The sequence below is a fragment of the Streptomyces sp. ISL-94 genome, assembly GCF_018614075.1.
Taxonomy (GTDB): Bacteria; Actinomycetota; Actinomycetes; order Streptomycetales; family Streptomycetaceae; genus Streptomyces.
The window spans coordinates 1-26,378 of the sequence record NZ_JAGGOZ010000067.1; the positions used below are offsets into that span (position 1 = coordinate 1).

Below are 26,378 nucleotides of genomic sequence, written 5' to 3' on the forward strand. Positions count from 1 at the left end.
ACAGGGCCGTACATACCCCTCACCCTAGCCGCGCTCATCGGTATCCGTGATGGCAGTCAGCACGGTGTACCGGTTTCCCGATCACCGCCCACCCCCGACCATGACAGAGGAGACCCCACGCCCACCCACCCCACCCCCGACAGCAAGCGAGCACCCCCCACATGCGCCGCCCGCACCTCCCCGCCTGGCTGCCTCTGGACCCGTACATCCTGGCCCTGCTCGGCACCGTCGGCCTCGCCGCCCTGCTCCCCGCCCGCGGCCCGGCCGCCACCGTCGCCGACGGCGCATCCACCGCGGCCGTGGCCCTCCTCTTCCTTCTCTACGGCGCCCGGCTCTCCACCCGCGAGGCCCTCGACGGCCTGCGCCACTGGCGGCTGCACCTCACGGTGCTCGCCTGCACCTTCCTCCTCTTCCCCCTCCTCGGCCTCGCCGCCCGCGCGCTCGTCCCCACCCTCCTGACCCAGCCCCTCTACAGCGGCCTGCTCTTCCTCTGCCTGGTCCCCTCGACGATCCAGTCCTCCATCGCCTTCACCTCGATCGCCCGCGGCAACGTCCCCGCCGCGATCTGCGCCGGCTCCTTCTCCAGCCTGGCCGGCATCGTCCTCACCCCGCTGCTCGCCGCCGGCCTCCTCGGGAACAGCGCGGGCGGCTTCTCCGCCGACTCCCTCCTCAAGATCGCCCTCCAGCTGCTGCTGCCCTTCCTCCTCGGACAGGCCCTGCGCCGCTGGGTCGGCGGCTTCCTCGTCCGCCACAAGAAGGTGCTCGGCTACGTCGACCGCGGCTCGATCCTGCTCGTCGTCTACGCCGCCTTCAGCGCGGGCATGGCCGCCGGCATCTGGCACCAGGTGAGCGTCCCGCGCCTCGGCGCGCTGCTGCTGGTGGAGGCCGTACTCCTCGCCGTCATGCTGCTCGTCACCTGGTACGGGGCCGAGCGACTCGGCTTCGACCGCGCCGACCGCATCGCCATCCAGTTCGCCGGGTCGAAGAAGAGCCTCGCCGCCGGACTCCCCATGGCCGGCGTGCTGTTCGGGGCCCAAGCCGGCCTCGCCGTGCTGCCTCTGATGCTCTTCCACCAGATGCAGCTGATGGTCTGTGCGGTCCTCGCCCGCCGCCGCGCCCAGGATCCCGAACCCGCCGGCGACCATGTGGCGGAGGTCTCCCGGCCGGTCCAACACCCCACTCGCCAGGCCCGGTAACGTGCGGCGGTGACCTGGATACGCCCGCTCGCCGCCCACGCCGAACGCCCCTGCACCCTGGTGGTCTGCCGCGGCTGCTGCTGCGGCGACCCCCGCAAGAACCCCGGCTCCGACCACGCCGGGCAACTCGCCCGCCTCCGCGAGGCCGCCGCGGCCTCCGGCGGCCGCCTGGCCGTCCGTACGAGCGACTGCCTCGGCCCCTGCGCCCAGGCCAACGTCATCGTGGTCCAGCCCACCACCGAGGCCCGCCGCCGCGGAGCCCGCGCGGCCTGGTTCGGCTGGGCCCTGGACGACACCGCGACCGACGAGATCATCGCCTGGGCCGAATCCGGCGGCCCCGGCTCCACGCCCGTCCCCCCGACCCTCGACCTCCACCGCATCGACCCCCCGGCCCCCAAGGAGCCCCCGAACCCCACCCGTCGCGGCCGCCGGGGCAAGCGCTAGTAGCGATGGGCGTCGGGGTTCAGTAGCCGATCCGGTCCTCGCCCGCGTAGATGTTCATGTCCCCGCCCCGCAGGAATCCGACCAGCGTCAGGCCCGACTCCAGCGCCAGGTCCACCGCGAGCGAGGACGGTGCCGAGACCGCTGCCAGGATCGGGATGCCCGCCATCACGGCCTTCTGGGCGAGTTCGAAGGAGGCCCGGCCCGAGACCAGCAGGACCGAGCCGGCCAGCGGGAGGCGGCCGGCCTGGAGGGCCCGGCCGACGATCTTGTCCACCGCGTTGTGCCGGCCCACGTCCTCCCGTACGTCGCTCAGTTCGCCCTCCGCCGAGAACAGCGCGGCGGCGTGCAGCCCGCCGGTGCGGTCGAAGACCTTCTGGGCCGCGCGCAGCCGGTCCGGCAGCTCCCCGAGGAGCCGCGCGGTCACTCGTACGGGATCGTCCGCGAGCCCCGGGAAGCGGGTCGCCGTGCGGACCGCGTCCAGGCTGGCCTTGCCGCACAGGCCGCAGGAGGAGGTGGTGTAGACGTTCCGCTCCAGCGTGATGTCCGGCACGGGCACTCCGGCGGCCAGCTGGACGTTGACCACGTTGTAGGTGTTGGAGCCGTCCTCCGTCGCGCCCTCGCAGTAGGTCACGGCCTGGACGTCCTCGGTACGCCCCAGCACGCCCTCGCTCACCAGGAAGCCCACCGCGAGCGCGAAATCGTCCCCCGGGGTGCGCATCGTGATGGCCAGCGGCTTGCCGTTCAGCCGGATCTCCAGCGGCTCCTCGGCCACCAGCGTGTCCGGACGGACCCCGGCCGTGCCGTTCCGGATCCGGACGACGCGACGGCGTTCGGTGACCCGTCCCATGGTGATCAGCCCACCCCTTCGGTTCTCGTTTCTCCGACAAACCCATTGTCCCGGTTCCGCTTCGTGCCCCGTCCCGGCAGGTGGATCCTCGGGAATCTCCAAATTCCGGGGCCGGAATCCTGTCGGATCACGCGCACACGTACCCACCAGTAGCAGGCAAAGCTGGGTGATCCTGACTTCCTTACGAGGGGAACCCCGCCCATGACCGGTTCACGCGTGGTGGCGCTAGGGCACTACCAGCCCGCGAAAGTGCTCACCAACGAGGACCTCGCGGCCATGGTCGACACCACCGACGAGTGGATCCGCTCCCGGGTCGGCATCAAGACCCGCCACATCGCGGGCCCGGAGGAACCGGTGGACGAGCTGGCCTTCCAGGCCGCCGGCAAGGCGCTGGCCGGCGCCGGCCTGAGCCCGGACGACATCGACCTCGTCCTGGTCGCCACCTCCACCGCGATCGACCGCTCGCCCAACATGGCCGCCCGCGTCGCCGCCAAGCTGGGCATGGGCGGCAGCCCCGCCGTGATGGACATCAACGTCGTCTGCTCCGGCTTCACACACGCCCTCGCCACCGCCGACCACGCCATCCGGGCCGGCTCCGCCACCCGCGCCCTGGTCATCGGCGCCGACAAGATGACCGAGATCACCGACTGGAACGACCGCACCACCTGCGTCCTCACCGGAGACGGCGCGGGCGCCGCGGTCGTCGAGGCCTGCGAGGAGCCGGGCATCGGCCCGGTGCTGTGGGGTTCGGTCCCGTCCATGGGCAACGCCGTCCGCATCGAGGGATCGCCGCCGGTCTTCGCGCAGGAGGGCCAGTCCGTCTACCGCTGGACGACGAGCCAGCTCCCGCCGCTCGCCCGCAAGGTCTGCGAGAAGGCCGGGGTCCTCCCGGAGGAGCTGGCCGCGGTCGTCCTGCACCAGGCGAACCTGCGGATCATCGAGCCGCTCGCCGCGAAGATCGGCGCCGTCAACGCCGTCGTCGCCCGCGATGTCGTCGACTCCGGCAACACCTCGGCCGGCAGCATCCCGATGGCCCTCTCCAAGCTGGTCCAGCGCGGCGAGATCCCCTCCGGTGCCCCCGTCCTCCTCTTCGGCTTCGGCGGCAACCTCTCCTACGCGGGCCAGGTCATCCGCTGCCCGTGACCCCGGCCGGGGCCTCGGCGCCCCGCGCCCGCCCCGGCGGGCCGGGTGGCACGCGCTCCCGCGGCCGGCGCGCCGACGAGAACCAGCACCAGCACCAGCGCCATCAGCTGCCACGCGCCGCCCAGCCGCATCCCGGCGAGACGCCCCGTCTCGACGCGTCCCCGTTGGCCCGTCGGTGCATGCCTGCAGGTCAGCACGGCGTGGCGGACGGCTGCCGCCCGGAAATGTGGTCGGAGCCCCGCCGATCCTTTGCTATTGTTGTCCATGTCGCCGCGGGAAACCGGGGCCGACCGCCTGGTCCGGGTGGCGGAATGGCAGACGCGCTAGCTTGAGGTGCTAGTGCCCTTTATCGGGCGTGGGGGTTCAAGTCCCCCCTCGGACACAAGCAAGCAAGAACCCCACACATCGTGTGGGGTTCTTCTGTTTTTCCGCGCCGTTCTCTCACGTGTGGAGGACCACCAGGCCGGCCGGGGTGGTCAGGGTGCCCGGGGTGACCTCGGTGAAGGTGTGGGGGAGGGAGAGGCGTGGGGGGCCGGTGTCCGGTGCCGCGTCGAAGAGGTAGGCCGCCGCCGCGGTGGTGTCGCTGACCAGGTGGGGGCCGGCGGGGGAGGGCGTGGTGCCCGTCAGGGGGGTGCGGAAGAGGCGGCGGAGGTGGCGGAGGGTCTCCGGGGTGACCGGGCCGCGTGTCCGCTGGGGCTGCCGGGACAGGGGGTCGGGGGACGGGGAGGCGGTGGAGTCCTGGGAGGCCGGGTCCGGGGCGGGTGGGGTGGCCGGGGGGATCGCGCCCGTCAGGAGCAGCGCGAGGAGGACCGGGACGGCCTTGCGGCGCAGGGTCTCGGTGGCCGAGCGCAGGCGGTGCGCATGGGTGGCGGGCAGGGAGAGCGCGAGGCTGCCGGCGGCATCGCCGGCGGCGATCGGGACCGCCGAGCAGACGACCCCGGGGGAGTACTCGAGCAGGTCGAAGACGGGCGCGCCCGGGGCCACCGCGTCCAGGGCGGTGAACAGGGCCCGGCTGTCGGTGATGGTCTGCGGGGTCAGCCGGGCCGGCCGGTGCCGGGCCACGTGGTCGGCGCGGCGGTCGTGGTCCAGCTGGGTCAGCAGGCACTTGCCGACGGCGCTGGCGTGGGCGGCCGCCCGGAAGTCCACCCACTCCCGCACCGGCGGGGCCGCGGGCCCGTCCGCCATCTGCGTGATCCGCACCTCGCCCTCGGCGTACCGGCTCAGGTACACCGCGGCGCCCGCGCTGTCCCGGGCCAGGGCCAGGGTGCGCTGGAGCTGGCCCGCCAGGCCGTTGCCGCCGGGGGCCGCGAGCCGGTCCAGGGCCGGCCCGCGGGCGTAGACCCCGGCGCCCGCGCGGTACGCGTACTCCTCCTCGCACAGCATCGACAGCAGCGGCCGGAGTTCCGCCTCGGTCAGGCCCGACGTCCGCGCGAGCCGGCGCGCCCGCACCCCGTGGGGGTGCTGCTCCAAGACCCGTACGACGGCCAGCGCGCGGCGCGCCTCCGCCAAGGCCTCGCCGGTCCCGGCCTGGACGACCGTCCCGCGGGCCGCCGCCGTCAGCGCGGGGTGGCGCAGCGGGCCGGGCGCCGGCCGGGGCGTCGCGGGCGCGGCGGCCGAAGCCGTGGCCGCAGTGGCGGCCGAAGCCGTGGCCGTGACGGTCACGGTGGCCGCCTGCAGCGGCCGGAACGCGGCCAGCACCCCGGGCAGCCCGGGCTTCGGCAGCGGTACCGGGCCCAGGTCGGGATCGTCCAGCTGGTCCACGTAGCGCAGGACGGCCGCCTGCGCGCACAGCCGTACGTCCCGCAGATCCCTCCGGCCGCTCGGCCGGAAGCCCCGGCGGCCCAACTCGCGCGCCCAGAGCCGGGCGTCGTGGTGTTCGCCGCGCCGGGAGTGGTCGAGGAAGAGGCAGTACGCGGCGGGGGCGGTCCGCGACCGGCCCGAGCCGGCGGCGAACTGCCACCAGAACCGGGCCCCTTCGCGCAGCCCGGCCAGGTGGAGCAGACAGCCGAAGACGACCGCGCCCGCCAGGTCGGTGTGCGCGCCGGCGAGGAAGGCGGCGAGCTGGGCCTCCGCCTTCGGCGCGCATACGGACGCCAGGCAGGCGGCCTTGAGGTCGCGCCGGGCCCGTTCGGCATCGAGCGGGCAGTCCCGCACGGGGTCGCTCCAGCCGTAGGCGGACCGGCGCCGGGCGCGGTGTCCGGGGACCGGCGTGTGCGGGGACGCGCGCAGCAGCCGGGCTTCGGCCGCGCCGAGGTCGTAGTGCCGGTAGCGGTCGCGGACGCCCGCCCGGGCGAGGAACTCGGCCAGGGAAGGGGGGGGTTCGTCGCCGTACGGGGACTGGCGCCGTTCGTGGGGCCTCATGATTCGGCCGATTCGGCCGATTCGGCTGATTCCGGACTTTCGGGTGATCCGGCGGGGTCGGAGGGGGAGCCGGGGGAGCCGGGGGAGCCGGGGAAGGCCGCGGACGCGTCCAGCAGGCGGGCGAGCCGCCGGTGGGCCTGGCCGAGGTACGAGCGGACCGTGGCCTCGTCGACGCCCATCACAGCGGCCGCCTCACCGGGGCTGCACTGGAGCCCGTACCGCAGGAGCACGGCGTCGCGCTGCCGCTCGGCGAGCCGGGAGACGGCGGAGTAGAAGCGGATGGTGTCGGTCAGCACCTCGTACTGGTCGGCGTGCGCCTCCTTGAGCGCGGCCTCGAAGGCGCTGATGTCCATCGGCTCGGGCTGCTGCTGCCAGGGGTGGCGCCGGTGCTGCCGGTCGACGATGGAGTGCTTCAGCACGGTCCACGCGTAGGCGTCCAGGCGGTCCATGTGCAGCATCTTGAGCCACTCGCCCATGATCGAGTCGAAGGCGGCGTCCACCGCCTCCTCGGCCGCCGCGTCGGAGCCCAGCTGCAGATACGCGAAGCGCATGTACGAGGGCCGCCGATTGGCGTGGAAGGCCCAGTACGACAGGCGCGCCGTCGGATCCCACTGGCTCATGGGCGCCGGCCGCCGGCGCCGGCTCGGCAGTCCCACGGCCCCACCGGACTCCTCCGGTCCGCCATCGCTCACCGTTCCACCTCATCCCCTGTGCGCAGAACAGGAAAGCAGAGCGGGCGCACTCGGAGGGCGCAGAGAAGAAACCTGGCACGATAACGGTCGGTCATGATCGGCCCGTGATCGATCTTGATCGTGCACGGGTTCAGCCGGTACGTATGCATATGCCTGTGCCTACGCCTGAGCCCATGCCGGTGCCCATGCCGGTGCCCATGCCTCGCCCCGGCGGCGCCGCGGCCCGCCCCCCGCCTGTAGCATGAGCCCCATCGCGAGGGCCGTGACGGAGAGGTCACTGCCCTCGCTTTTTCGTTACGTCCACCCATGAACAAATGCGGCGCGGGGCCTTTCGGCGGTTCGATACGATGAACCGCGTTCACAATCCGTCACGCCACGTTGCACCGCACATGAGAAATGGAGCATCCGAGGATGGCTCGACACCTGATCACCAGCGCGCTTCCGTACATCAACGGGATCAAGCACCTGGGCAACATGGTCGGGTCGATGCTTCCGGCGGATGTGTACTCCCGGTACCTCCGCCAGCGCGGCCACGACGTCCTGTACATCTGCGCCACCGACGAGCACGGCACCCCCGCCGAGCTCGCCGCCAAGGAGGCCGGCCTCTCGGTCGCCGAGTTCTGCGCGCAGGCCCACGACGCCCAGAAGGCGGTCTACGACGGCTTCGAGCTGTCCTTCGACTACTTCGGCCGCAGCTCCTCCACGCAGAACCGCGAGATCACCCAGCACTTCGCGCGCAAGCTCCAGGAGAACGGGTTCATCGAGGAGCGCGCGATCCGGCAGGTCTACTCGCCGGTCGACGGCCGCTTCCTGCCGGACCGCTACGTCGAGGGCACCTGTCCGCACTGCGGCTACGACAAGGCCCGCGGCGACCAGTGCGAGAACTGCACCCGCGTCCTGGACCCCACCGACCTGATCGAGCCCCGCTCGGCCATCTCCGGCTCCACCGAGCTGGAGGTCCGCGAGACCAAGCACCTCTTCCTCCTCCAGTCCAAGCTCCAGCACGAGGTGGAGGCCTGGGTCGCGCGGCACGAGGAGGAGTGGCCGCAGCTGGCGTCCTCCATCGCCCGCAAGTGGCTGACCGAGGGCCTGCACGACCGCGCCATCACCCGCGACCTCGACTGGGGCGTCCCGGTGCCGGCCGACACCTGGCCGGAGCTCGCCGCCGAGGGCAAGGTCTTCTACGTCTGGTTCGACGCCCCGATCGAGTACATCGGGTCCACCAAGGAGTGGTCGGACCTGGACCCGGCGAACCGCGACTTCAAGTCGTGGTGGTACGAGGCCGAGGACGTCCGCTACACGCAGTTCATGGCCAAGGACAACGTCCCGTTCCACACGGTGATGTTCCCCGCCACCGAGCTGGCCACCCGCGAGCCGTGGAAGAAGGTCGACTACGTCAAGGCCTTCAACTGGCTGACGTACTACGGCGGCAAGTTCTCCACCTCGCAGAAGCGCGGCGTCTTCACCGACCAGGCGCTGGAGATCCTCCCGGCCGACTACTGGCGCTACTTCCTCATCGCCAACGCTCCCGAGTCCGACGACTCCTCCTTCACGTGGGAGCACTTCACCGCCACGGTCAACAAGGACCTCGCCGATACCCTCGGCAACTTCGTCAACCGTGTGCTCTCCTTCTCCCGCAAGCGCTTCGGCGACGACGTCCCGGCGGGCAACGCGGCCGGTGAGGCGGAGGCCAGACTGGGCGAGCAGATCGCCGAGCTGCTCGCCGAGTACGAGGGCCACATGGAGGCCCTCCGGTACCGCAAGGCCGCGGCCGCGCTGCGCGCCCTGTGGTCGGCCGGAAACTCCTACCTGGAGGAGAAGGCCCCCTGGCTGGAGATCAAGACCGACCCGGAGGGCGCGGCGCTCACGCTGCGCACCGCGATGAACCTCATCCACCTCTACTCGGTGGTCTCCGAGCCGTTCATCCCGGCCTCGGCACGCGCCATGCGCTCCGCGTTCGGCCTCGCCGACGACACGGCGGCGTGGATCACGCCGGAGCAGGCCAAGTCCCTGGACGCGGTCCCGGCCGGTACGCCGTTCACCGTGCCGCCGGTGCTCTTCGCGAAGATCACCGAGGAGGACCTGGAGTCCTACCGCGAGCGCTTCGGCGGTTCGCCGGAGGCCTGACCGAGCCCGGCAGCCGTGACTCCATGAGGGGCGCGACCCTTTGAGGGCCGCGCCCCTCACGCGTGTCCATACGGGCCGGCAGTTCGCGGAATCCGTACGGCTTGACGACGTAGTCGTCGACCCCGGCCTGGAATCCCAGCACACGGTCAAGTTCCGAACCGCGGGCCATCACCGCGATGATCGGGACGTCGCGGACCTGAGCGGTTGTCATATCCGTTTCAGTCTCCTCGTTTTGTACGATCCGACCAAGGTTCAACAGTACGTGACGCCCTGCTGGAGCAGACAGTCCTCGAAGAAGCCGAGGCAGCGCAGGTGATAGGAGCGGGCCGCGTAGCCCAGGCTGATGTTGTGGCCCGCCTTCGGCTGCCGGTCGATACACAGCCGCGGTGCGGCACTGAGCCGCGACCGCAGCTCCGCCAGCGCCTCCGGATCGTGCCGCCACCAGGCCTCGTGCTCCGCGAAGGTGAACCGTACGGGCACGCGGACGCGGCCCGCGACGCCCCGGAACACCTCCGGCCAGCGGACGATGTCCGCCTGCTCCAGGGGCGGAACGGGGGCCAGGATCGAGCCGCTCGTGGTGAAGGTGCTCGGCGGGTAGAGGCGCAGCGGCCCCCAGCTCCGCCTGCCTCCCCTGGCCGCGTCCGCGCCCGAGAGGGCGTCGGGCGCGTACCGGTGGCCGCAGCCGGAGATCTCGACGCCGAGCAGATCGGGCGCGGAGTGGTCGGCGGCGGTGAGCAGGGCCACCTTCCCGCCGAACGAGTGGGCGAGGAGGAAGAGGCCCGCCCCGGTGGGGAAGCGGGTCCGGTAGTCGCGCAGGGCGGCGGCCAGGGTGACCGCCTGCCCGGCGAGCGCCTGCCCCTCGGGGAGCGAACTCGCGGACTGTCCGTAGCCCGGCCGGTCGACGGCCAGGACCGTGAACCCGAGCCGCGCCCCGACGGTGAGCAGGGAGAGGTCGGGAAGGGCCTGGCCGTCGAAGTAGCCGGCGCTCATGCCGGCCCCGTGTACCGCGACCACCGTCGCCCGCGGCGCGGAGTCCTCGGGTTCGCAGAGCAGGGCCGACAGCGGGATGCCGTCGGCGTCCAGGCTGATCCGGCGCACTCCCCGGGACAGGGCCGCGGGCGCGGTGGTCATGCCGCCGCCGCGTCGAGGGCGGCCGGCGCGCCGAACCACCGGTGCAGGGCCTCGGCCAGCCCGTCGCCGACGCCGGCGGCGGTGGTGTCGGAGCCGGCCCAGGCCACGTTTTCGAGCGTGCCGAACCGCGGCAGCAGCCCGTGCTGGTCGAAGATCTCCATGGCGCGTGCCGTTAAGCCGAGACCGCGGGACTGGTCGGTGGGCTCCGCCAGCCGCTCGGTCACGATGACGTTCACGCCGCCGAGGCGCAGTTCGCCCGCCAGCATGAGACCGGTCGGCCCAGCGCCGACGATGATGACGTCCGTGTCCACGGGAATTATCCTCTGCTCGGGTTTTCGTATTCATGGCGTGACGCGCCGAACCAACGGCGCAGGACCCGGGAAAGCGGTGCTGCCCGCGCGGTCGCGGCCCATACGACGTGGCCGTCCGGCCGGACGAGTACGTTCTCAGCGGCGGGGTCGGGCGGGGCGCCCGGCTTGCCCGGGTTGTCCGGTCCGCCCGGTCCGCCTCTTTCCGGAAGCGCCGCCACCGCCGTGACCCGGTCGGCCCACGGCTCGGCGACGCGGCCGAGTGCCGCCACCGACGTCCCCGTGCCCGACGGCTTCGCGGCGGCCTGCGCCGTACGGACCGGCCCCACCGAGCCCGCCGGCCACTCCGGCCGGCCGGTGGCCTGAAGGCACCCCCGCCTCAAGGATCTTGACCTGTCTGCCGCGTATCGAACCGGGGCCGTGATCGTTTCTTCAGCCGTAACCCTCATATGTGCTGCGGAATCGGGAGGACACGCGGTGACCGCTTGGCAGTACTTCGCCGGAGCGGGTCTGGTGGCGGCGCTCTACCCGCTGCACGGCCACGCGGCGGTCGCGGGCGACGGCCAGGGCCGCGGCGCCGGCGTCGACGTGTGCGCGCCGGCCGGGCAGGCCGAGCCGCCCCTCCCGGGGCCGCCGGAGGTACGGGCGGGTGTTCCCTCGGTACGGGTGACCGTGCGCGGGACCGACCGGCCCACCGTGCACCACCCGGGGCGGACCCCCGGGCCCGGCCCCGCTGCTGCTCCCGCTCGCGTTCCGCAGCAGCAGCCGCCGCCGTCGCCGGACGGGCCGGGGCCTTCCGCGGACGCGGGGGCCGGGGGTTCGGAGCCCCCGCCACCCGCGCCGGGTGCCGGGCCCGGGACCGGGCCGGAGCCGGCGGACACACCCGCCCCGCCCCGGCCCAGGGCCGCCGCCGCGCCCGTGACCGCCTTTCCTCCCAGCCGCCGGCATCGTCCGTACCACTCGGCGGCCCTGGAGCGGCGCGGCCCGGACGGGATGTCCACCATGATGCTCATGGTCGTCGTCACCACCCCGGCCGTACTCGCCGCAGCCGCCCTGCGCCCCCGTTCCAAGAGCCGCGGCTGACGGCCGCCGGCGTATCCATCCACCGATCCACCACGGGAGAATCCACGTGTCCGAATGGCTGGTCCTGGCCGTCGCCATGGTGCTCGTCTGCGCCCTCGTCCTCGCCGCCACCTCGATCCGGCACCGCCGGGTCGCCGACGACGAGGACACCAGCGAAACCCCCGATGTCATCGAGTACATGACCATGATGGTGGGCGTGGTCTACGCGATCGTGCTCGGCCTGGCCATCGCGGGAGTCTGGGAGGCGCGCGGCGCCGCCGAGGACAGCGTGCGCCGCGAGGCCCAGTCGCTGTACGAGGTCACCCAGCGCGCCGACGTCTACCCGGCCCCCGTCCGCGACCGGATCCGCGGCGAGGTGAACGCGTACGTCTCCCACACGGTCTCCGTGGACTGGCCGCTGCTGACCTCCGGGGAGGGCGCCTCGGCCGAGGGCGCCCAGCTGCTCGGCAAGCTGCGCAGCGACGTCACCCACCAGAGCCCGGCCACCGAGCTCCAGGCGCAGGCCTACCAGCCGCTGCTGGACCACATCGCGGCCGCCGACGACGCCCGCCACTCGCGGACGCAGAGCTCGGAGTCCACGCTGCCGGGCGTGGTGTGGTTCGGGCTGCTGGTCGGAGGGGTGGTCACGGTCGGGCTGATCTTCACCCTGCAGATCCGCCGCTCGGGTCGGGAGCTGCTGCTGGCCGGCCTGTTCAGCGCGCTGATCGTGTTCCTGCTGTTCATGGTGTGGAGCTTCGACGCGCCCTACGGACGGGAGGGGATCGACTCCGCCGGCCCCTTCCAGGACCTGTTCCCCGCGACGGCCATCGCCGCCGCCCGATGATCGGGGGCCGGCTCACGCGAGCCGGCCTACGCGAGCCGGCCCGCCGACAGCGCCGCCTGCTGCCGGACCGCCTGGACCACCGGCGAATGCCTCAGGGCGTGGGAGATCCGCAGGAGGTCGCGCGGCCCGTCGGGGATCTCGGACACGCTCTCCTCGCCGTCTCCGATGACGTTCCCCTCGGGGTCCGCGGAGCGGGCCTGCACGGCGGCCGCGACCATGGCGGCGTCGGCGACGGCACGGGCGGTCCCCTGGTCGGCCCCCTCCGCGACGGCGCGCTCGTAGGCCCCGTCGTGGAGGCCCCGGTCGAAGTACGGCCCCAGGTGCAGGAACCCGTCGTGGATGTCCGACTCGCGCTGGATCACCCGTAGCTCGGCCGCGGACCACCAGGACATCCGTACGCCGGGGGCGCAGCTCTCCGTGCACATCTGCACCTCCTGCCAGAGGGCGCCGAGCTTCCGGTACGTCGTCCAGGTCTGCCAGTTGTCCGACAGCCGCTGGCACACGAGGGGGACGACGAAGCCCGTCGCGCTGATCAGGGCGCCCACCGCGGCGAGCGGCGGGGCGACGTAGGTGCTCAGGTCGTCCAGGTCGTGGCCGAGCCAGCGGGCGACGACCGCGGACATCTTGGTGGCGTCGTAGGTGAGGTTGAAGATGTAGCCGGAGACGATGATCACCAGGCCGACGCGCAGCCAGCCGCGCACCCGCAGGGACCAGCGCCAGCACAGCGACACCATCACGACCGCGGCCACGTGGTGCGCCAGCAGGTAGAGGGCGATCATCTGCCCCAGGTAGGGCGCGTTGGCGTAGTGGGTGTCGAAGTCCCGCAGCCGCTCGACCGGGGCCTCGCCGAGGGTGAACAGCACGATCAGGGCCGCGATGACCACGCTGTAGCCCAGGATCCAGCGCCGCGAGACGCGGCGGGTCTGTTCGGGCGGGCCGCCCCGCCAGTTGACCATGAGGACCAGGCAGGAGGCGCTGAAGGCGGTGATCAGGCAGTACACGAGCGGGGCGGAGACGTTGGTGATCCCGGTCCAGCGGTTGACCGCCTCGATGGTGGGCGGGGCGGCGAAGGTGAACACCGCGGCGGCCAGGGTCAGCAGGGCGCAGACCGAACGCAGCAGCGGGTCACGCCAGTTGGTGCGCAGCGCCGGCAGCTTGAAGGCCAGGGAAATGGCCAGTGCGATGGCCGGTATGTAGTAGTCCTCGCCGCTCAACGGTCGTTCCTGTGCCCCCGGTAGCCCAGCGATGCCTCGATCCGGCCCGCCAATTCGTCGCGCTGCGCCGGCGTCCGGTGGCTCGCCGAGCCGGCCAGCCAGCTCCGGCACCGGGCGCCCAGCAGTAAGCCGAACGTCTCGGCCTCGGTCTCCTCTTGTACGTCGGCGCGCGTGCGCGCGGCGACCCGGCGGACGGTCTCGCCGATGTCGGCCTCGTCGGACAGCAGCCGGGCGGCGACGGCGGCGCCGTCGACGTGGTGGCTGCAGTGGCCGGCTTTCATGTGCCACAGCTCGTGGCCCAGGATCACCAGCTGGTGGTCGGGTGCGGTCCGTTCCTCGATGACCACGAGATCGCGGTCCGCCATGTCGAGCCACAGGCCGCTGGCCGTCCCCGGCGGGAACGAGGCCATCCGGAACTCCACCCGGCGGCCGCGGTGTCTGCTCATGCCCTCGCAGAGGGCGGCGTAGAGGTCCACGGGTTCCACGGGCGCGGTCAGCCGGATGCCGGCCACCAGCTCCCCGCACAACCGCCGCTGCTCTCTGCCTATGCTCACCGTTCTCCCCGTCGGCGCGGATCCGGATCAGTACTCAAGGATCAGACCCAGACTTTCGACTGGGTCAGGATTCGTTCGGTTTGACGCTCTCGAGAAGCATGTCCAGCCATTCGGTCACCTTGTCCCGATGTTTGTCGCTGGGCAGTTGGGCGGCTCGCCACGCGATGCCCCGTACGCCGTGGTTCTGGAGAAGTCTTGCCAGCGGATCGCCGGCCGAAGCGGCCGCGGCCGGGGAGTTTTCCCGCGCCCGCCCGGCGAAGTCCTGGAGCAGCTGCTGCTCGGTGCGCTGGAGCGCGTCGGTGAGGGCGTCGGCGTCGTGGGCGGTGAGGAAGCCCGCGTGGACCCCGAAGAAGCGCTGGATCGCGTCACAGTGCTCCATGGTGGGGCGGCGGTCGCCGTTGATGAGGGCTCCGGCCTGCTGCCGGGACATGCCGGCGCCATCCGCGATCTCCTGCTGGGTGTAGCGCCGGCCGTTGGGTTTGACCCGGGTGCGCCGGAGCAGGTCGAGGCGCTGGAGGAAGCGGGTCTGGAGATCGGGTTCGCCGGCCGGCCTGCCGGCGAGCAGGGTTTTGACCACGTCCGCCGGCACGCCGGAGGCCTCCGAGAGGCGGCGCAGGTCGAAGACCTCGTTCAGGTCGCGGCCCATCTTGCCCGCGAGTTCGGCGACACGCGTGATGGTGGCTGCCAGGGGTGCGTGGGCCACCGCGACGGGAGCCGGGAAGCCGTCTGTCACCAGTGGTTCTCCTAGATCGCGCGAAGTCGGTACGGGCACGTGGTCGGCTTCTGGAATCTATCCGTTCCCGCTGCGAAGGGCTAGTAACGTGCCACAGCTGTGGCGGGAATGAGCTGTCAAGAGGCTGGAATTGCCACAATAGTTGACACTCGAATGAGGTCGGTAGCAGGATCGCCACACGGAAATGAAGATCCAGACCGTGAGGAGGGGGAGCTCTCGGTGCCACATCTCGCAGCGGTGGGCCCGTCCGATGGCTTCGCCCGAGCCGGTGAGGAGCGCCTGGCGGGCGAGGAGTCCGCACGTGGCGCCGTGCGGTCGGAGCGACGCAAGGAGATTTTGCGCCAGCGCCGCGAAGAGCTGGGGCTGAGCCAGGAGGACCTCGCGGCCCGGCTCCGCATCAGCGTGCGGGCGTACGGCAACTGGGAACGCGGCCTGGTCAAGGAGTGGACGGACCGCAAACTGCTGGCTCTCGCCGAAGCGTTGGAGATGAGCGAGCGGCAGTGCTTCTGGCTCTTCAGGGTCATGGTCGACCGCGATCCGCCGCCCACCTGGCGGGCCTCGGAGGAGAACCGGCTGCCCGAGGACCCCGCGCAGCGCGACTACCTGTGCGACTACGCGGCCCTCATGGAGGCCGTCCCCTACCCGAGCTTCCTGGTGGACCACCGCTGGGACGTCGCGCTCACCAACTCGGCCTTCGACCAGCTCTTCCAGTCGGTACGGCCGCACCCGACGGCCCTGCCGGACGACAACTTCCTGCGCTTCGTGCTGTTCCACCCGGACGCGGCGGGCGTGCTGGAGGACCACGAACCGGCCTGGTGCGTCCCCCTGCTGGCCCAGTTCACCACCGCGCTGGCCGCCGCCCCGGAGGACGAGGGGCTGCGCAGCATCCGCCAGGAGGTGGCCCGCGACCCGTTCATGGAGGCGGCCTACCGGTACGGCGTGCCGCACTGGCTGAGCATGCGCGGGGCCGAGGCCGCCGAGCAGGACGGGGCGGTGCGGACCGTGCGCCACCCCGACCCGCGGTGGGGGCAGGCGCGCTGCCGGATGGTGGCCGAAACCAGCCGGATGCTGGACGGCATGGGGCTGACCCGGATCACCCTGATCCTCTCGGCCCCGCAGGGCGCGCCGACGGGCTTCGTCCCCGGCCGCGGGCCCGCGCACCAGCAGGGCGCCAGGCTGCGCGCCGTGCCGTCGCCGGCGGAGTGAACCGCCGGGGGAGACTGGTGCCCTGACTCCGGCGCGCCGACCGCGCGCGGGCGGTGTGCCGGCCGTGTGCCATCCGGCACGCCACGGAACCGGGCACGGGCGAAGGGCGGTAAGGGCGTGCGGCTGACGATCCTCGGCGGGGGCGGTTTCCGGGTGCCGCTCGTCTACGGAGCACTGCTCGGCGACCACGCCGAGGGCCGGGTGACCCGGGTGACGCTGTACGACGAGGACGCCGGGCGGCTCGCGGCCATGGCCCGGGTGCTCGCGGACCAGGCGGCCGCCGCCGGAGTGCCGGACGCCCCGGCCGTCACGGCCACCGGGGACCTCGACGAAGCCCTGCGCGGGGCCGATTTCGTCTTCTCCGCCATCCGCGTCGGAGGCCTGGAGGGACGCGCCGCCGACGAGCGGATCGCGCTGGCCGAGGGAGTGCTGGGCCAGGAGACGGTGGGCGCGGGCGGGATCGCGTACGGCCTGCGGACCGTGCCGGTGGTCCGCGAGCTCGCGCGCAGGATCGCCCGTACCGCCCCCGCGGCGTGGGTCATCAACTTCACCAACCCGGCCGGGCTGGTCACCGAGGCGATGGCCGAGGAGCTCGGCGAGCGGGTGATCGGCATCTGCGATTCCCCCGTGGGGCTCGGGCGCCGCCTCGCCCGGCTGCTGGGCGCGCGGCCCGAGGAGGCCTGGATCGACTACGTCGGCCTCAACCACCTGGGCTGGGTGCGCGGGCTGCGCATCGGCGGCCGGGACGAGCTGCCCCGGCTGCTCGCCGACACCGGGGCGCTGGAGTCCTTCGAGGAGGGCCGGCTCTTCGGGGCCGAGTGGCTGCGCTCGCTCGGCGCGATCCCGAACGAGTATCTGCACTACTACTACTTCAACCGTGACACCGTACGCGCGTACCAGGAGGCGAAGCAGACGCGCGGGGCCTTCCTGCGCGACCAGCAGCACGGCTTCTACGCCGAGGCCGGCCGGGCCGGGCTGCCGGACGGGGCGGCGCTGGCCGCCTGGGACCGGACCCGGGCCGAGCGCGAGGCCACGTACATGGCCGAGAACCGCGAGGCGGCGGGCGTCGGCGAGCGCGAGGAGAGCGACCTGGAGTCCGGGGGCTACGAGAAGGTCGCGCTCGCCCTGATGCGGGCCATCGCGCGCGACGAGCGGGCCACGCTGATCCTCAACGTCCGCAACCGCTCCACGCTGTCCGTCCTGGACGCGGAGGCGGTCATCGAGGTGCCCTGCCTGGTCGACGCGAACGGCGCCCACCCGGTGGGCGTCGCCCCGCTGCCGCTGCACGCGGTCGGGCTGGTGACCTCGGTGAAGGCCGTCGAACGGGAGATCCTCGCCGCCGCGGCGAGCGGCTCGCGGGCGGCCGCGGTGAAGGCCTTCGCGCTGCATCCGCTGGTGGACTCGGTGGGGGTGGCCCGCCGGCTGCTGGACGGCTACGCCTCCGAGCATCCCGGCCTGGCCTACCTGCGCTGATCCCACGGCCGGGTCGCCCGTACGGCCCTGTGCCACATGCGGCGGGGCGGGGCTGCTGTGAGAGTGCGACATGTGACCACTGCCCCCGTCGCAGCCGCGGCGCCACCCGTGCTCGACCGGCGGAGGCGCAACATCGTCTTCGGCACGATCATGCTCGGCGTGCTGCTGGCCGCACTCGACCAGACGATCGTGGGCACCGCCCTGCCCACGATCGTGGCGGATCTGGGCGGCGCGGACCACATGTCGTGGGTGGTGACCTCGTACCTGCTCGCCGAGACCGTCGCGACCGTGCTCGTGGGCAGATTCGGCGACCTCTTCGGCCGGAAGCTGATCTTCCAGGTGTCGGCGGTCGTCTTCATCACCGGCTCCTTCCTGTGCGGCCTCGCCGGCAACATGTCCCTGCTCATCCTGTGGCGGGGCCTGCAGGGCATCGGCGCCGGCGGCCTCATGGTCACCTCGATGGCACTGATCGCCGATGTGGTCCCGCTGCGCGAACGCGGCAAGTACCAGGGCGCGATCGGCGCCGTGTTCGGCGTGGCGACGGTGATCGGACCGCTGCTGGGCGGGCTGTTCACCGACCACCTGAGCTGGCGCTGGGCCTTCTACGTCAACGTACCCGTAGCGATCCTGGTCGTCGCGGCGGCCGCCCGGACGATCCCCTCGGTGCGCGCCGCGGGGCGGCCGGCGATCGACTACCTGGGCATCGCGCTCGTCGCGGCCGGTTCCAGCGCGCTGATCCTGGCCACGAGTTGGGGCGGGAACGAGTACGCGTGGGGCTCGGCGGCCATCATCGGGCTGTTCGCGGGCGGGGCGGTGGCCCTCGCGCTGTTCTGCGTGGCCGAGACGCGGGCCGGGGAACCGATGCTGCCAATGCGGCTGTTCCGCAATCCCGTCTTCACGGTCTGCTCCGTGCTCAGCTTCGTCGTCGGCTTCGCGATGCTCGGGGCGATGACCTTCCTGCCGACGTACCTGCAGTACGTGGACGGGGATTCGGCCACCGTGTCCGGTGTGCGGACGCTGCCGCTGGTCATCGGCCTGCTGATCGCGTCGGTCTTCAGCGGCAACGCCACCAGCAGGACGGGGCGGTACCGGATCTTCCCCATCGTGGGCTGCCTGGTGATGGGCGTGGGGCTGTACCTGCTGTCCCGGATGGGCCCGCAGACCGGTGCCTGGCTGGAATCGGTGTACATGTTCGTGCTCGGTGCCGGCATCGGCCTGTGCATGCAGGTGCTGACGATCGCCGTGCAGAACACCGTCGACTACGCCGACCTCGGCACGGCCACCTCGGGCGTCACCTTCTTCCGTACGCTCGGCAGCTCCTTCGGGACCGCCGTCTTCGGCACGATCTACGCCAACAGCCTGGGGCCCGAGCTCAAGGCGGGGGTGGCGGAGGCGGCGCGGGCGACCGGGGCCGATCCGGCGCGGCTGGGCGAGGCGGCGCAGAGCCCGCAGGGCGTGCACGCGCTCGATCCGGCGCAGGCCGGCCCGGTCATCGGCGCCTACGCGCAGGCCCTGCACACGGTGTTCCTGTGGACCGTGCCCGTGGCGGCGGTGGGCTTCGTCGTGGCGCTCTTCCTCAAGCAGGTCCACCTGCGCGACACCGCCCGGGCCGGGTCCACGGACATGGGCGACGGCTTCGCCTCGCCGGCCACGGCCTCGGGGGACTCGGCCAAGCTGCTGGAGCTGGCGGTCGGGAAACTCGTACGGAACATGGGGCCGGAGCAGGCGCGCGCGATCGTCGCGGCCTGCGACACCAGGCTGGACATGGCGGGCGCGTGGGCGGTGATGCAGGTGGACCTGCTGACCCGGACGGTCGGCTACGCCAGCCTGGGGCTCATCGCGAACCGCCGCTCCCTGCCACCGGAGGTGCTGCTGCCGGTCTTCGACCGGATGGTCGACGAGGGGTACCTGACGCGGGAGGGCAACTTCTTCGCGCACACCGCGGCGGGGGCGCGGGAGGCCGCGGTCATCTCGCGCGCGTGGGCGGACTGGCTCGGAGACCAGCTGGAGAAGGACCGGGGGCGGCCGCGGAGCGCCGAACTGCGGGTGGCCGCGGACGCGATCGCGAAGCGGCTGCTGGCCGAGGACCTGGGCGAGGGCAACTTCGCACCGCGAGCGGCCGCGCGGGCGTAGGGCCGCCCGGCGGTGGTCGCGGCCATGGCGGCGACCACCGCGGCGACGAGCCGGCCGGTCTCCGCTACGGGGTGTCGGCGGCGGGGGTGTCGGCGGCGGAGGTGTCGGCGGCGGAGTGGTCGGCCAAGGGACGGTCGGCCGTCGGGTAGTCGTACGAGGGCACGTGCGGCAGGGACGTGAGCTCCGGGCGCCAGCTGCGCAGGACCGCCGCCGACGGGGCGTAGAGCGCGGCGGGGATCTCGGCGGGGGCGAACCACTGCCAGCGGACGATCTTGTGGGGCTCGGTGACGGCGGGCACGCCCTGCGCGGTGGTGGTGACGGCGGCTGCCGTCAGCCGGGTCACGCCGGACTTCGCTTCGATCTGGACGGAGAGGACCCGGATCCCCTCGGGGGCTGCCCGCAGATCCGTTTCCTCGGCCAGTTCCCGGGCGGCGGCCTGCTCGAAGCCCTCCCCTGGGTCGACCTTGCCGCCGGGCAGTTCCCAGCGGCCGTCGTGCGCCTGGCCGAGCAGCACGCGGCCGTCGGGGCCGATGACGACCAGCCCGACGCCGACGACGGCATTGGGCTGGGGGACGGCCCGCTCGGGGCGTTCGCCGGTCGTGGTGGTCATGGACGTCCTTCCTTCGGGGTGGTGGTGGGCCTGGCCCGTACGGGGATCCGCTCGCCCAGCAGCCGGTTCCGCCCGGACAGCACACACGGCCACTCGTAGCCCTCGTAGCCCTCGTGGACGCGGAGCTCCGGCTGCCCGGGCCGCGGCCCTTCGTGCGGCGGGAGGACTGCTGGAAGGCGTGCACCCCGCCGAAGGTGCGCGTCAGCGAGCTCCCGCTCCTCGGTGGTGGCCATGGCCCCATTTGCCACTTCGGCAACAACGTTTGTCAAGCGGGCTCGTGGTGGTGCGCTCCGCCGGGGCCGGAGGTGTACCGCGCCGCCCTGGGACACCTGTGCGGGTTTCGGCCAGGGTCCGTCCGCGCAGGCTCTGGGCGGTGTGATCGTCGTACGGTTCATCGGCTCAGGGGGCGCAATGGCACATGTGCTGGTCATCGGCGGAGGTCTCGGGGGACTGGCCACGGCCCTGCTCGCGGCGTGGCGGGGACACACGGCCGAACTCTTCGAGCGGGACACGCGCGCCCCGGGCATCGCGCTCGACCGCGACTTCTTCGGATGGCGGCGGCCGACCGTACCGCAGGCCACCCAGCCGCACGCGCTGCTGGGGGCCGCGCGGAACCTGCTGCGCGACGAACTGCCGGACGTGTACCAGGAGATGCTCCGGCTCGGGGCCCGCGAACGGCACGAGCTGGACTGGTTCGACGTGCGCCCGCCCGCGCGCCCCGGCGACGAGGACCTCGTCATGCTCCAGGCCAGGCGCATCGTGCTGGAGAGCGCCCTGGCGAGCGCCCTGCGCGCCGAACCGGGCGTCGTGGCGCGGTACGGGGAACCGGTGACCGGGCTGGCCACGGCCGGGGGCGGTGACGACGGGGACGTGATCCGGGTGACGGGAGTGACCACGGCCGCCGGGCGTTACGAGGGGGGACCTCGTGGTGGACGCGGGCGGACGGCGCGGCGGCGCCGAGCGGTGGCTGGCCGCCGCGGGCAGCCGCCCGCCCGTCGTGGAGCGGCACCGCACCGGGCTCGCGTACTTCTGCCGCTGGTACCGGCTGCCCGAGGGCATGGACGAGGGGCCGCGCCGGCCCTGGGCGGTCACGGGCGGCACCTTCGCCGGCTGCGCGGTCTTCCCCGCCGACAACCGGCTCTTCGCCGTGACGCTGTTCGTGCACACCGGCGACACCACGCGCTCCGCCCTGCGCGACCCCGCCGTGTTCGAGGCCGCAGCCCGCGCCTTCCCGCCCGGCGCGGCCTGGCTGGCCCTCGGCGCCGAGCCCCGGTCGGAGGTGCTGGCCACCGCGAGCCTGGACAACCGGTGGAGCGCGCTGGTCGACGAGCGGGGCCCGGTGGTGAGCGGGCTGGTGCCGGTCGGGGACGCGATCACGCACACCAACCCCACCCTCGGGCAGGGCACCTCGCTCGCCCTGTGGGCGGCGCGCAGGGTGGCCCGTACGGCGCACCAGGACCCCGGATCGGAGCGGTTTGCCGCCGACCACCACGCGTGGGCGGTGCGCACCCTGAAGCCGTGGTTCGACTTCCAGGTCGTCGCCGACGCGGCCATCGGCGAGCGGTTCGCGACCCGGGCGGCGCGTACGGGGACGGCCCGCGAGGTGGCCGCGCTGTTCGACTGCGCGCTGGAGGACCCGGAGGTGATGCGGGCCCGGGCCCGGGTCCGGCACCTGGCCGAGCCGCCGGAGCGGGCGTACGCGGATCCGGAGATCCAGGCCCGGGTGGCGCGCTGGCTGGCCGCGCGGCCGCACTACACGCCGAACACGGCGGGCCCGGGCCGGGCGGAGTGGGAGAAGCTGACGGCGGGATGACGCTTCCGCAGGCCGCAGGCCGCAGGCGTGAGGCGGCGGGCGGCGGGCGGGATGACGCATCAGCGGGCGGCGGGGGGCGGACCGAAAACCTCGGCGAGGTCGTATCCGACGGCTTCCTCCAACTGGGCGTAGGTGCAGCTCTCCGGCGCCCGGTCGGGCCGCCAGCGGCGGAACTGGGCGGTGTGCCGGAAGCGGTGGCCCTCCATGTGGTCGTAGGCGACCTCGACGACCCGCTCGGGGCGCAGCGCCACCCACGACAGGTCCTTCTTGCCGGTCCAGCGGCTCTGCGCCCCGGGCAGCCGGGCGTCTTCGTGGGCGGACTCCTCGGCCCAGGAGGCCCACGGATGGCCCTCGGGGTCCGGCATGCGCAGGGGTTCGAGCTCCTCGACCAGTTCGGCGCGGCGCTTCATGGGGAAGGCGGCGCACACGCCGACGTGCTGGAGGGAGCCGTGGTCGTCGTACAGGCCGAGGAGCAGCGATCCGACAATCGGACCGCTCTTGTGGAAACGGAAACCCGCGACGACGACGTCGGCCGTACGCTCGTGTTTGATCTTGAACATGAGGCGGGCATCGGGCCGGTAGGGGAGATGGAGGGGTTTGGCGATCACCCCGTCGAGCCCGGCGCCCTCGAACTGCTCGAACCACTCCTGCGCGAGTGCGGGATCGGTGGTCGCGGGCGCGAGGTGGACGGGGGGCTGAGCAGTGGAGAGGGCCTGGGCGAGGGCGCTGCGGCGGTCGGCCAGCGGAGTGTCGAGGAGCGCCTCGTCACCGAGGGCGAGCAGATCGAAGGCGACGAAGCTGGCCGGGTTGGTCTCGGCGAGCATCTTCACGCGGGATGCGGCGGGATGGATCCGCTCGGTCAGCCGGTCGAAGTCGAGGCGGCCGCCCCGCACGATCACGATCTCGCCGTCCACCACGCAGCGGTCGGGCAGGTTCTCCTTCAGGGCCGCCACCAGCTCGGGAAAGTACCTGGTCAGGCTCTTTCCCGTCCGGCTGCCGATCTCGACCTCGTCGCCGTCGCGGTGCACGATGGCACGGAAGCCGTCCCACTTGGCCTCGTACTGCATGCCGGGCGGGATCTTCGCCACGGACTTCGCGAGCATCGGCTTCACGGGCGGCATCACTGGCAGATCCATGGATCCGATTCTGCGGTGGTACGTCCGGCCCCGCCCGGTGTGCGCGCCCGGCCGGGCACGCCTACCGTGGCGCACATGGGTGCTGCGGGCAATGCCATCGAGCTGGAAGCGGGCGGGCGCACGGTACGGCTGTCCAGCCCGGACAAGGTGTACTTCCCGGAGCGCGGCCTCACCAAGCGGGACGTGGCCACGTACTACCTGGCCGTCGCGGACGGCATCACGCGCGCCCTGCGCAACCGGCCGACGACCCTCGAACGCTATCCGGACGGGGTGGAGGGCGAGTCCTTCTTCCAGAAGCGGGCCCCCAAGAACCTCCCCGACTGGATCCCGACCGCCCACATCGCCTTCCCCAGTGGACGCAGTGCCGACGAGATCTGCCCGACCGAGCCGGCCGCCGTCCTGTGGGCCGCCAACCTGGGCTGCCTCACCTTCCACCCCTGGCCGGTGCGGCGCGAGGACACCGACCGGCCCGACGAACTGCGCATCGACCTGGACCCCCAGCCCGGCACCGACTACCACCACGCGGTGGCCGCCGCCCACGAACTGCGCGCCCTGTTGGAGGAGCTGGGCCTGCGCGGCTGGCCCAAGACCTCGGGCGGCCGCGGGCTGCACGTCTTCGTGCCGATCGAGCCCCGCTGGACGTTCACCGAGGTCCGGCGGTGCGCCATCACCCTCGGCCGCGAGCTGGAACGCCGGATGCCGGGCAAGGTCACCACGGCCTGGTGGAAGGAGGAGCGCGGCGAGCGCATCTTCGTCGACTACAACCAGACGGCGCGCGACCGCACGATCGCCTCCGCCTACTCCGTCCGCCCGCGCCCGCACGCCCCGGTGTCGGCGCCGCTGCGCTGGGACGAGGTGGACGACGCCGAGCCGCGCGACTTCGACATCGTGACCATGCCGACCCGTTTCGCCGAACTGGGCGATCTGCACGCAGCGATGGACGAGCACGCCTTCAGCCTGGAGCCCGTACTGGAACTCGCCGAACGCGACGAGCACGACCACGGGCTGGGCGACATGCCCTACCCCCCGGACTACCCGAAGATGCCGGGCGAACCGAAGCGCGTCCAGCCGAGCCGGGCGAAGCACGAGGACTGACTCCTTATCCCCCCCGTCTCGCGATGGCGGTGGTGCGAGCCTAGTCTGGTTCTGCCGCCTTTGTCCCGGTACGGCAGGAGGCACACCGTGAGTTCCACGCACCGTCGGATGCGCAGGGGCTGCGTGGCAGTCGCCGCCGCAAGCCTGATCCTCACCCCGGCCGTCGCGGGATCCGCGTACGGGGCGCCCAGCACCCAGGGGCAGACCGTCTCCGCCGCCCCCGTCCCCCCGCCCTCCCCGGACGGCACTGCGCAATTCCCGCAGCTCACTCCGGCCGTCGCGGCGCAACTCGACGCGGCGATCCGCAAGGTCATGCGCGAGACGCAGGTGCCGGGTGTGGTGGCCGGCTTGTGGGCTCCGGGCAAGGGAAGTTACGTGAAGGCCTTCGGGGTCGCGGACAAGGCCACCGGCGCGCCGATGCGGACCGATGTCTACACGCGCATCGGCAGCGAGACCAAGACCTTCACCGTCACCGCCCTCCTCCGGCTCGTCGACCAGGGCAAGATCGGCCTGGACGACCCCATCGGCACGTACATCACCGGGGTTCCGAACGGGGACCGCATCACCCTGCGCGAACTCGCCGGAATGCGCAGCGGGCTCTTCAACTACAGCGAGGACGACGACTTCGACCAGGCACTCGAGTCCGGGCCCAACCGGATCTACACCCCCCAGCAGTTGCTCGACTACTCCTTCAAGCATCCGGTGCAGTTCGCACCGGACGAGAAGTTCGAGTACTCCAACACCAACCTGGTCCTGCTCGGCCTGGTGGTGGAGAAGGTCACCGGCCGGCCCCTCCACGACGTCATCCGGCAAGAGGTGTGGGAACCGGCCGGGCTGCGCCACACGCTCTTCCCGACCGACGCGTCCTTCCCCGAGCCGCACGCGCAGGGCTACACCGACCAGTCGTCATCGGGCAAGATCGTGGACTCGACCGACTGGAACCCGTCCTGGGCCTGGGCCGCGGGAGCGATGATCTCGGACCTGCAGGACCTGCGCAGCTGGGCACGCACCCTCGCCACCGGCACCCTGCTGACGCCCAAGACCCAGGCCGAGCGACTGAAGACCGTCACGATCGGCATTCCCGGCGACGGCTACGGGCTGGGGATCTTCAACGTCCAGGGCTGGCTCGGCCACAACGGCTCCCTGCCCGGCTACGAGGTCCTGGCCGTCTACCTGCCGCAGGCGCAGGCGACCATGGTCCTCCTGCTCAACACCGACGTCCTGCACAACGGCCAGGAACCCAGCACCCTCTTCGGCGAGGCCGTCACCCGCATCGTGACCCCTGACCACGTCTACCCGGGCCACAAGCAGTCTCCGCCGAAGGCCGGTTGAGGCGGGCAGGACCGGTGGCCGTTCCCCCGGGCGCTGTCAACAAGCCCCGGGAGGCGCGGTTCAGCGGCACAGGGCCGTGTCCACGACACGCTCGACACGGCTCATGGCTGCCTTGTCGGTCGGCTGGGCGGTCACTGCGACGCTGGCGGCGCGGCCGTCGTCGGTGACGCCGCCCCTGGTCTCGTATCCCGGGATGCTGCCGCCGTGGCCCCAGTACACACCGCCGCACGACAGGGGCGTACTCACCAGCCCCAGTCCGTAGCGGGCGCCGGAGGCGAAGGGGTGACCCGCGGGGACGGTGGCGCGCATCTGGGCGAGCTGGGCCGCCGGAAGGAGGCGGCCGGCCAAGAGCGCGGTGAAGAACCGGTTGAGGTCGGAGTTGGTGGAGATCATCTGACCTGCCGCCCAGCCCCAGGAGGGGTCCATTTCCGTGATGTCGCGCAGGGGGCCGCCTGCTCCCTCCTGGTAGTACCCGTGGGGATGGGGTTCCCGGATGGCCGCGTCACCGGGGGCGGGGAAGTAGGTGTGGCGCAGCCCGATGCGCTGGACGACGCGCTGGTCCACCTCCTCGGCGAGGGGGCGGCCGGTGACCTTCTGGACGATCAGGCCGGCGAGCACGTAGTTCGTGTTGCTGTACCCCCATGCCGTCCCGGGGGCGAAGCGGGCCTCGTGCCGGAGCGCGATGTCGAGGAGTTCGCGGGGGTCGTAGTACCGGACGTCCTCGCCGAGGTACTCGGTGTAGTTGGGAAGTCCGCTGGTCTGCTGCAGGAGCTGACGAACGGTGATCTGGCGTCCGTCGATCCCCTCCCCGCGGACGAGGCCCGGCAGATAGGCGTCGACCGGGGCGTCGAGGCCGATCTTCCCTTCACCGACCAGTTGCAGCACGACCACGGCGGTGAACACCTTCTGCCAGTGCTGGGCGCC

Annotated in this window: 24 protein-coding genes, 1 tRNA gene and 3 pseudogenes; 14 read left to right on the forward strand and 14 right to left on the reverse strand. The window is 72.6% G+C overall.

Translation table 11 applies throughout. The features are described from left to right. Positions 1–161: 161 nt before the first annotated feature. Entirely contained in the window at positions 162–1,196 is a 1,035-nt protein-coding gene (locus J7E94_RS21205; RefSeq protein ID WP_215017746.1) for a bile acid:sodium symporter family protein, read from the forward strand. Positions 1,197–1,205: 9 nt separating this feature from the next. After that, a complete protein-coding gene (locus J7E94_RS21210; RefSeq protein WP_215017748.1) occupies positions 1,206–1,640 on the forward strand; it encodes a (2Fe-2S) ferredoxin domain-containing protein in 435 nt (144 codons plus the stop codon). A gap of 19 nt (positions 1,641–1,659) precedes the next feature. Here the strand turns inward: J7E94_RS21210 and fdhD are convergent, their stop codons facing one another. Further along, positions 1,660–2,487, reverse strand: coding sequence for a formate dehydrogenase accessory sulfurtransferase FdhD (gene fdhD, locus J7E94_RS21215; RefSeq protein WP_215017750.1), 828 nt, complete (start codon positions 2,485–2,487; stop codon positions 1,660–1,662). 201 nt (positions 2,488–2,688) lie between these two features. On the opposite strand from fdhD, the gene J7E94_RS21220 reads away from it, so the two are divergent. After that, positions 2,689–3,630, forward strand: coding sequence for a beta-ketoacyl-ACP synthase III (locus J7E94_RS21220; RefSeq protein WP_215017752.1), 942 nt, complete (start codon positions 2,689–2,691; stop codon positions 3,628–3,630). Positions 3,631–3,927: 297 nt separating this feature from the next. After that, a tRNA-Leu gene (locus J7E94_RS21225) sits at positions 3,928–4,012 on the forward strand. A 407-nt stretch (positions 4,013–4,419) separates the two neighbouring features. Here J7E94_RS21225 and J7E94_RS21230 read toward each other — a convergent pair. Together J7E94_RS21230 and J7E94_RS21235 are read right to left on the reverse strand one after the other, a co-directional pair. After that, positions 4,420–5,139: pseudogene (locus tag J7E94_RS21230) on the reverse strand (IclR family transcriptional regulator C-terminal domain-containing protein); the annotation flags it as partial. An 848-nt stretch (positions 5,140–5,987) separates the two neighbouring features. After that, positions 5,988–6,683 carry a sigma-70 family RNA polymerase sigma factor gene (locus tag J7E94_RS21235; RefSeq protein ID WP_308345411.1) on the reverse strand — a complete coding sequence of 232 codons (696 nt, stop codon included), beginning with the start codon at positions 6,681–6,683 and terminating at the stop codon, positions 5,988–5,990. A 411-nt stretch (positions 6,684–7,094) separates the two neighbouring features. On the opposite strand from J7E94_RS21235, the gene metG reads away from it, so the two are divergent. Then, the gene (metG, locus tag J7E94_RS21240) at positions 7,095–8,810 is read left to right on the forward strand and encodes a methionine--tRNA ligase (RefSeq protein ID WP_215017754.1); all 1,716 of its coding nucleotides are present in this window, start codon (positions 7,095–7,097) and stop codon (positions 8,808–8,810) included. Positions 8,811–8,874: 64 nt separating this feature from the next. Here the strand turns inward: metG and J7E94_RS34780 are convergent. The 4 genes and pseudogenes from J7E94_RS34780 to J7E94_RS35990 form a co-directional block, all read right to left on the reverse strand. Next, positions 8,875–9,000: pseudogene (locus J7E94_RS34780) on the reverse strand (DNA-binding response regulator); the annotation flags it as partial. Between the two features lie 62 nt (positions 9,001–9,062). After that, entirely contained in the window at positions 9,063–9,941 is an 879-nt protein-coding gene (locus J7E94_RS21245; RefSeq protein ID WP_215017756.1) for an alpha/beta hydrolase, read from the reverse strand. Between the two features lie 110 nt (positions 9,942–10,051). Beyond that, positions 10,052–10,252: pseudogene (locus J7E94_RS21250) on the reverse strand (FAD-dependent monooxygenase); the annotation flags it as partial. Between the two features lie 5 nt (positions 10,253–10,257). Beyond that, on the reverse strand, positions 10,258–10,521 hold the full coding sequence (locus tag J7E94_RS35990) for a hypothetical protein (protein ID WP_374224480.1): 264 nt from the start codon (positions 10,519–10,521) through the stop codon (positions 10,258–10,260). Between J7E94_RS35990 and J7E94_RS21255 the strand changes: the two genes are divergently transcribed. The 3 genes from J7E94_RS21255 (at position 10,475) to J7E94_RS21265 (ending at position 12,155) form a co-directional block, all read left to right on the forward strand. Then, positions 10,475–10,615 carry a hypothetical protein gene (locus J7E94_RS21255; RefSeq protein ID WP_215017758.1) on the forward strand — a complete coding sequence of 47 codons (141 nt, stop codon included), beginning with the start codon at positions 10,475–10,477 and terminating at the stop codon, positions 10,613–10,615. The genes J7E94_RS35990 and J7E94_RS21255 overlap by 47 nt on opposite strands. Before the next feature lie 111 nt (positions 10,616–10,726). Continuing rightward, positions 10,727–11,332 (forward strand): hypothetical protein, encoded by a 606-nt coding sequence (locus J7E94_RS21260; RefSeq protein ID WP_215017760.1) that lies wholly within the window; start codon positions 10,727–10,729, stop codon positions 11,330–11,332. A 46-nt stretch (positions 11,333–11,378) separates the two neighbouring features. Next, a complete protein-coding gene (locus J7E94_RS21265) occupies positions 11,379–12,155 on the forward strand; it encodes a DUF4239 domain-containing protein (protein ID WP_215017762.1) in 777 nt (258 codons plus the stop codon). 26 nt (positions 12,156–12,181) lie between these two features. On the opposite strand, the gene J7E94_RS21270 is transcribed toward J7E94_RS21265, so the two are convergent. The 3 genes from J7E94_RS21270 to J7E94_RS21280 all read right to left on the reverse strand — a co-directional run bounded on the left by J7E94_RS21270 (position 12,182) and on the right by J7E94_RS21280 (position 14,656). Next, positions 12,182–13,369, reverse strand: a complete 1,188-nt coding sequence (locus J7E94_RS21270) for an MAB_1171c family putative transporter (protein ID WP_215017764.1) — start codon at positions 13,367–13,369, stop codon at positions 12,182–12,184. Next, entirely contained in the window at positions 13,366–13,923 is a 558-nt protein-coding gene (locus tag J7E94_RS21275; protein ID WP_215017766.1) for a toxin-antitoxin system, toxin component, read from the reverse strand. The genes J7E94_RS21270 and J7E94_RS21275 overlap by 4 nt, the downstream gene beginning before the upstream one ends. Positions 13,924–13,987: 64 nt before the next feature. Then, positions 13,988–14,656, reverse strand: a complete 669-nt coding sequence (locus J7E94_RS21280; RefSeq protein ID WP_215017768.1) for a helix-turn-helix transcriptional regulator — start codon at positions 14,654–14,656, stop codon at positions 13,988–13,990. Positions 14,657–14,875: 219 nt separating this feature from the next. Between J7E94_RS21280 and J7E94_RS21285 the strand changes: the two genes are divergently transcribed. The 3 genes from J7E94_RS21285 (at position 14,876) to J7E94_RS21295 (ending at position 19,468) form a co-directional block, all read left to right on the forward strand. Beyond that, the gene (locus J7E94_RS21285) at positions 14,876–15,862 is read left to right on the forward strand and encodes a helix-turn-helix domain-containing protein (protein WP_308345412.1); all 987 of its coding nucleotides are present in this window, start codon (positions 14,876–14,878) and stop codon (positions 15,860–15,862) included. 117 nt (positions 15,863–15,979) lie between these two features. Then, positions 15,980–17,335 carry a 6-phospho-beta-glucosidase gene (locus tag J7E94_RS21290; protein ID WP_215017770.1) on the forward strand — a complete coding sequence of 452 codons (1,356 nt, stop codon included), beginning with the start codon at positions 15,980–15,982 and terminating at the stop codon, positions 17,333–17,335. A gap of 36 nt (positions 17,336–17,371) precedes the next feature. Further along, the gene (locus tag J7E94_RS21295) at positions 17,372–19,468 is read left to right on the forward strand and encodes an MDR family MFS transporter (protein WP_215017772.1); all 2,097 of its coding nucleotides are present in this window, start codon (positions 17,372–17,374) and stop codon (positions 19,466–19,468) included. Positions 19,469–19,532: 64 nt separating this feature from the next. On the opposite strand, the gene J7E94_RS21300 is transcribed toward J7E94_RS21295, so the two are convergent. After that, on the reverse strand, positions 19,533–20,078 hold the full coding sequence (locus tag J7E94_RS21300; RefSeq protein WP_215017774.1) for an NUDIX hydrolase: 546 nt from the start codon (positions 20,076–20,078) through the stop codon (positions 19,533–19,535). Next, positions 20,075–20,311, reverse strand: coding sequence for a hypothetical protein (locus J7E94_RS21305; RefSeq protein WP_215017776.1), 237 nt, complete (start codon positions 20,309–20,311; stop codon positions 20,075–20,077). Before J7E94_RS21305 ends, J7E94_RS21300 begins: the two co-directional genes overlap by 4 nt. A 692-nt stretch (positions 20,312–21,003) precedes the next feature. Between J7E94_RS21305 and J7E94_RS35770 the strand changes: the two genes are divergently transcribed. Next, the gene (locus J7E94_RS35770; protein ID WP_308345413.1) at positions 21,004–21,891 is read left to right on the forward strand and encodes a hypothetical protein; all 888 of its coding nucleotides are present in this window, start codon (positions 21,004–21,006) and stop codon (positions 21,889–21,891) included. Positions 21,892–21,950: 59 nt separating this feature from the next. Here J7E94_RS35770 and J7E94_RS21315 read toward each other — a convergent pair whose 3' ends face one another. Then, positions 21,951–23,027: an ATP-dependent DNA ligase gene (locus tag J7E94_RS21315; RefSeq protein ID WP_215017778.1), complete on the reverse strand. Its 1,077-nt coding sequence runs from the start codon at positions 23,025–23,027 to the stop codon at positions 21,951–21,953. A gap of 75 nt (positions 23,028–23,102) precedes the next feature. Here J7E94_RS21315 and ligD point away from each other — a divergent pair, with 75 nt between their 5' ends. After that, on the forward strand, positions 23,103–24,122 hold the full coding sequence (gene ligD, locus J7E94_RS21320) for a non-homologous end-joining DNA ligase (RefSeq protein ID WP_215017780.1): 1,020 nt from the start codon (positions 23,103–23,105) through the stop codon (positions 24,120–24,122). An 87-nt stretch (positions 24,123–24,209) separates the two neighbouring features. Continuing rightward, positions 24,210–25,454: a serine hydrolase domain-containing protein gene (locus J7E94_RS21325; protein WP_308345414.1), complete on the forward strand. Its 1,245-nt coding sequence runs from the start codon at positions 24,210–24,212 to the stop codon at positions 25,452–25,454. A 60-nt stretch (positions 25,455–25,514) separates the two neighbouring features. Here the strand turns inward: J7E94_RS21325 and J7E94_RS21330 are convergent. Then, on the reverse strand, positions 25,515–26,378 hold an 864-nt coding region (locus J7E94_RS21330; protein ID WP_215017782.1), incomplete at its 5' end, for a serine hydrolase.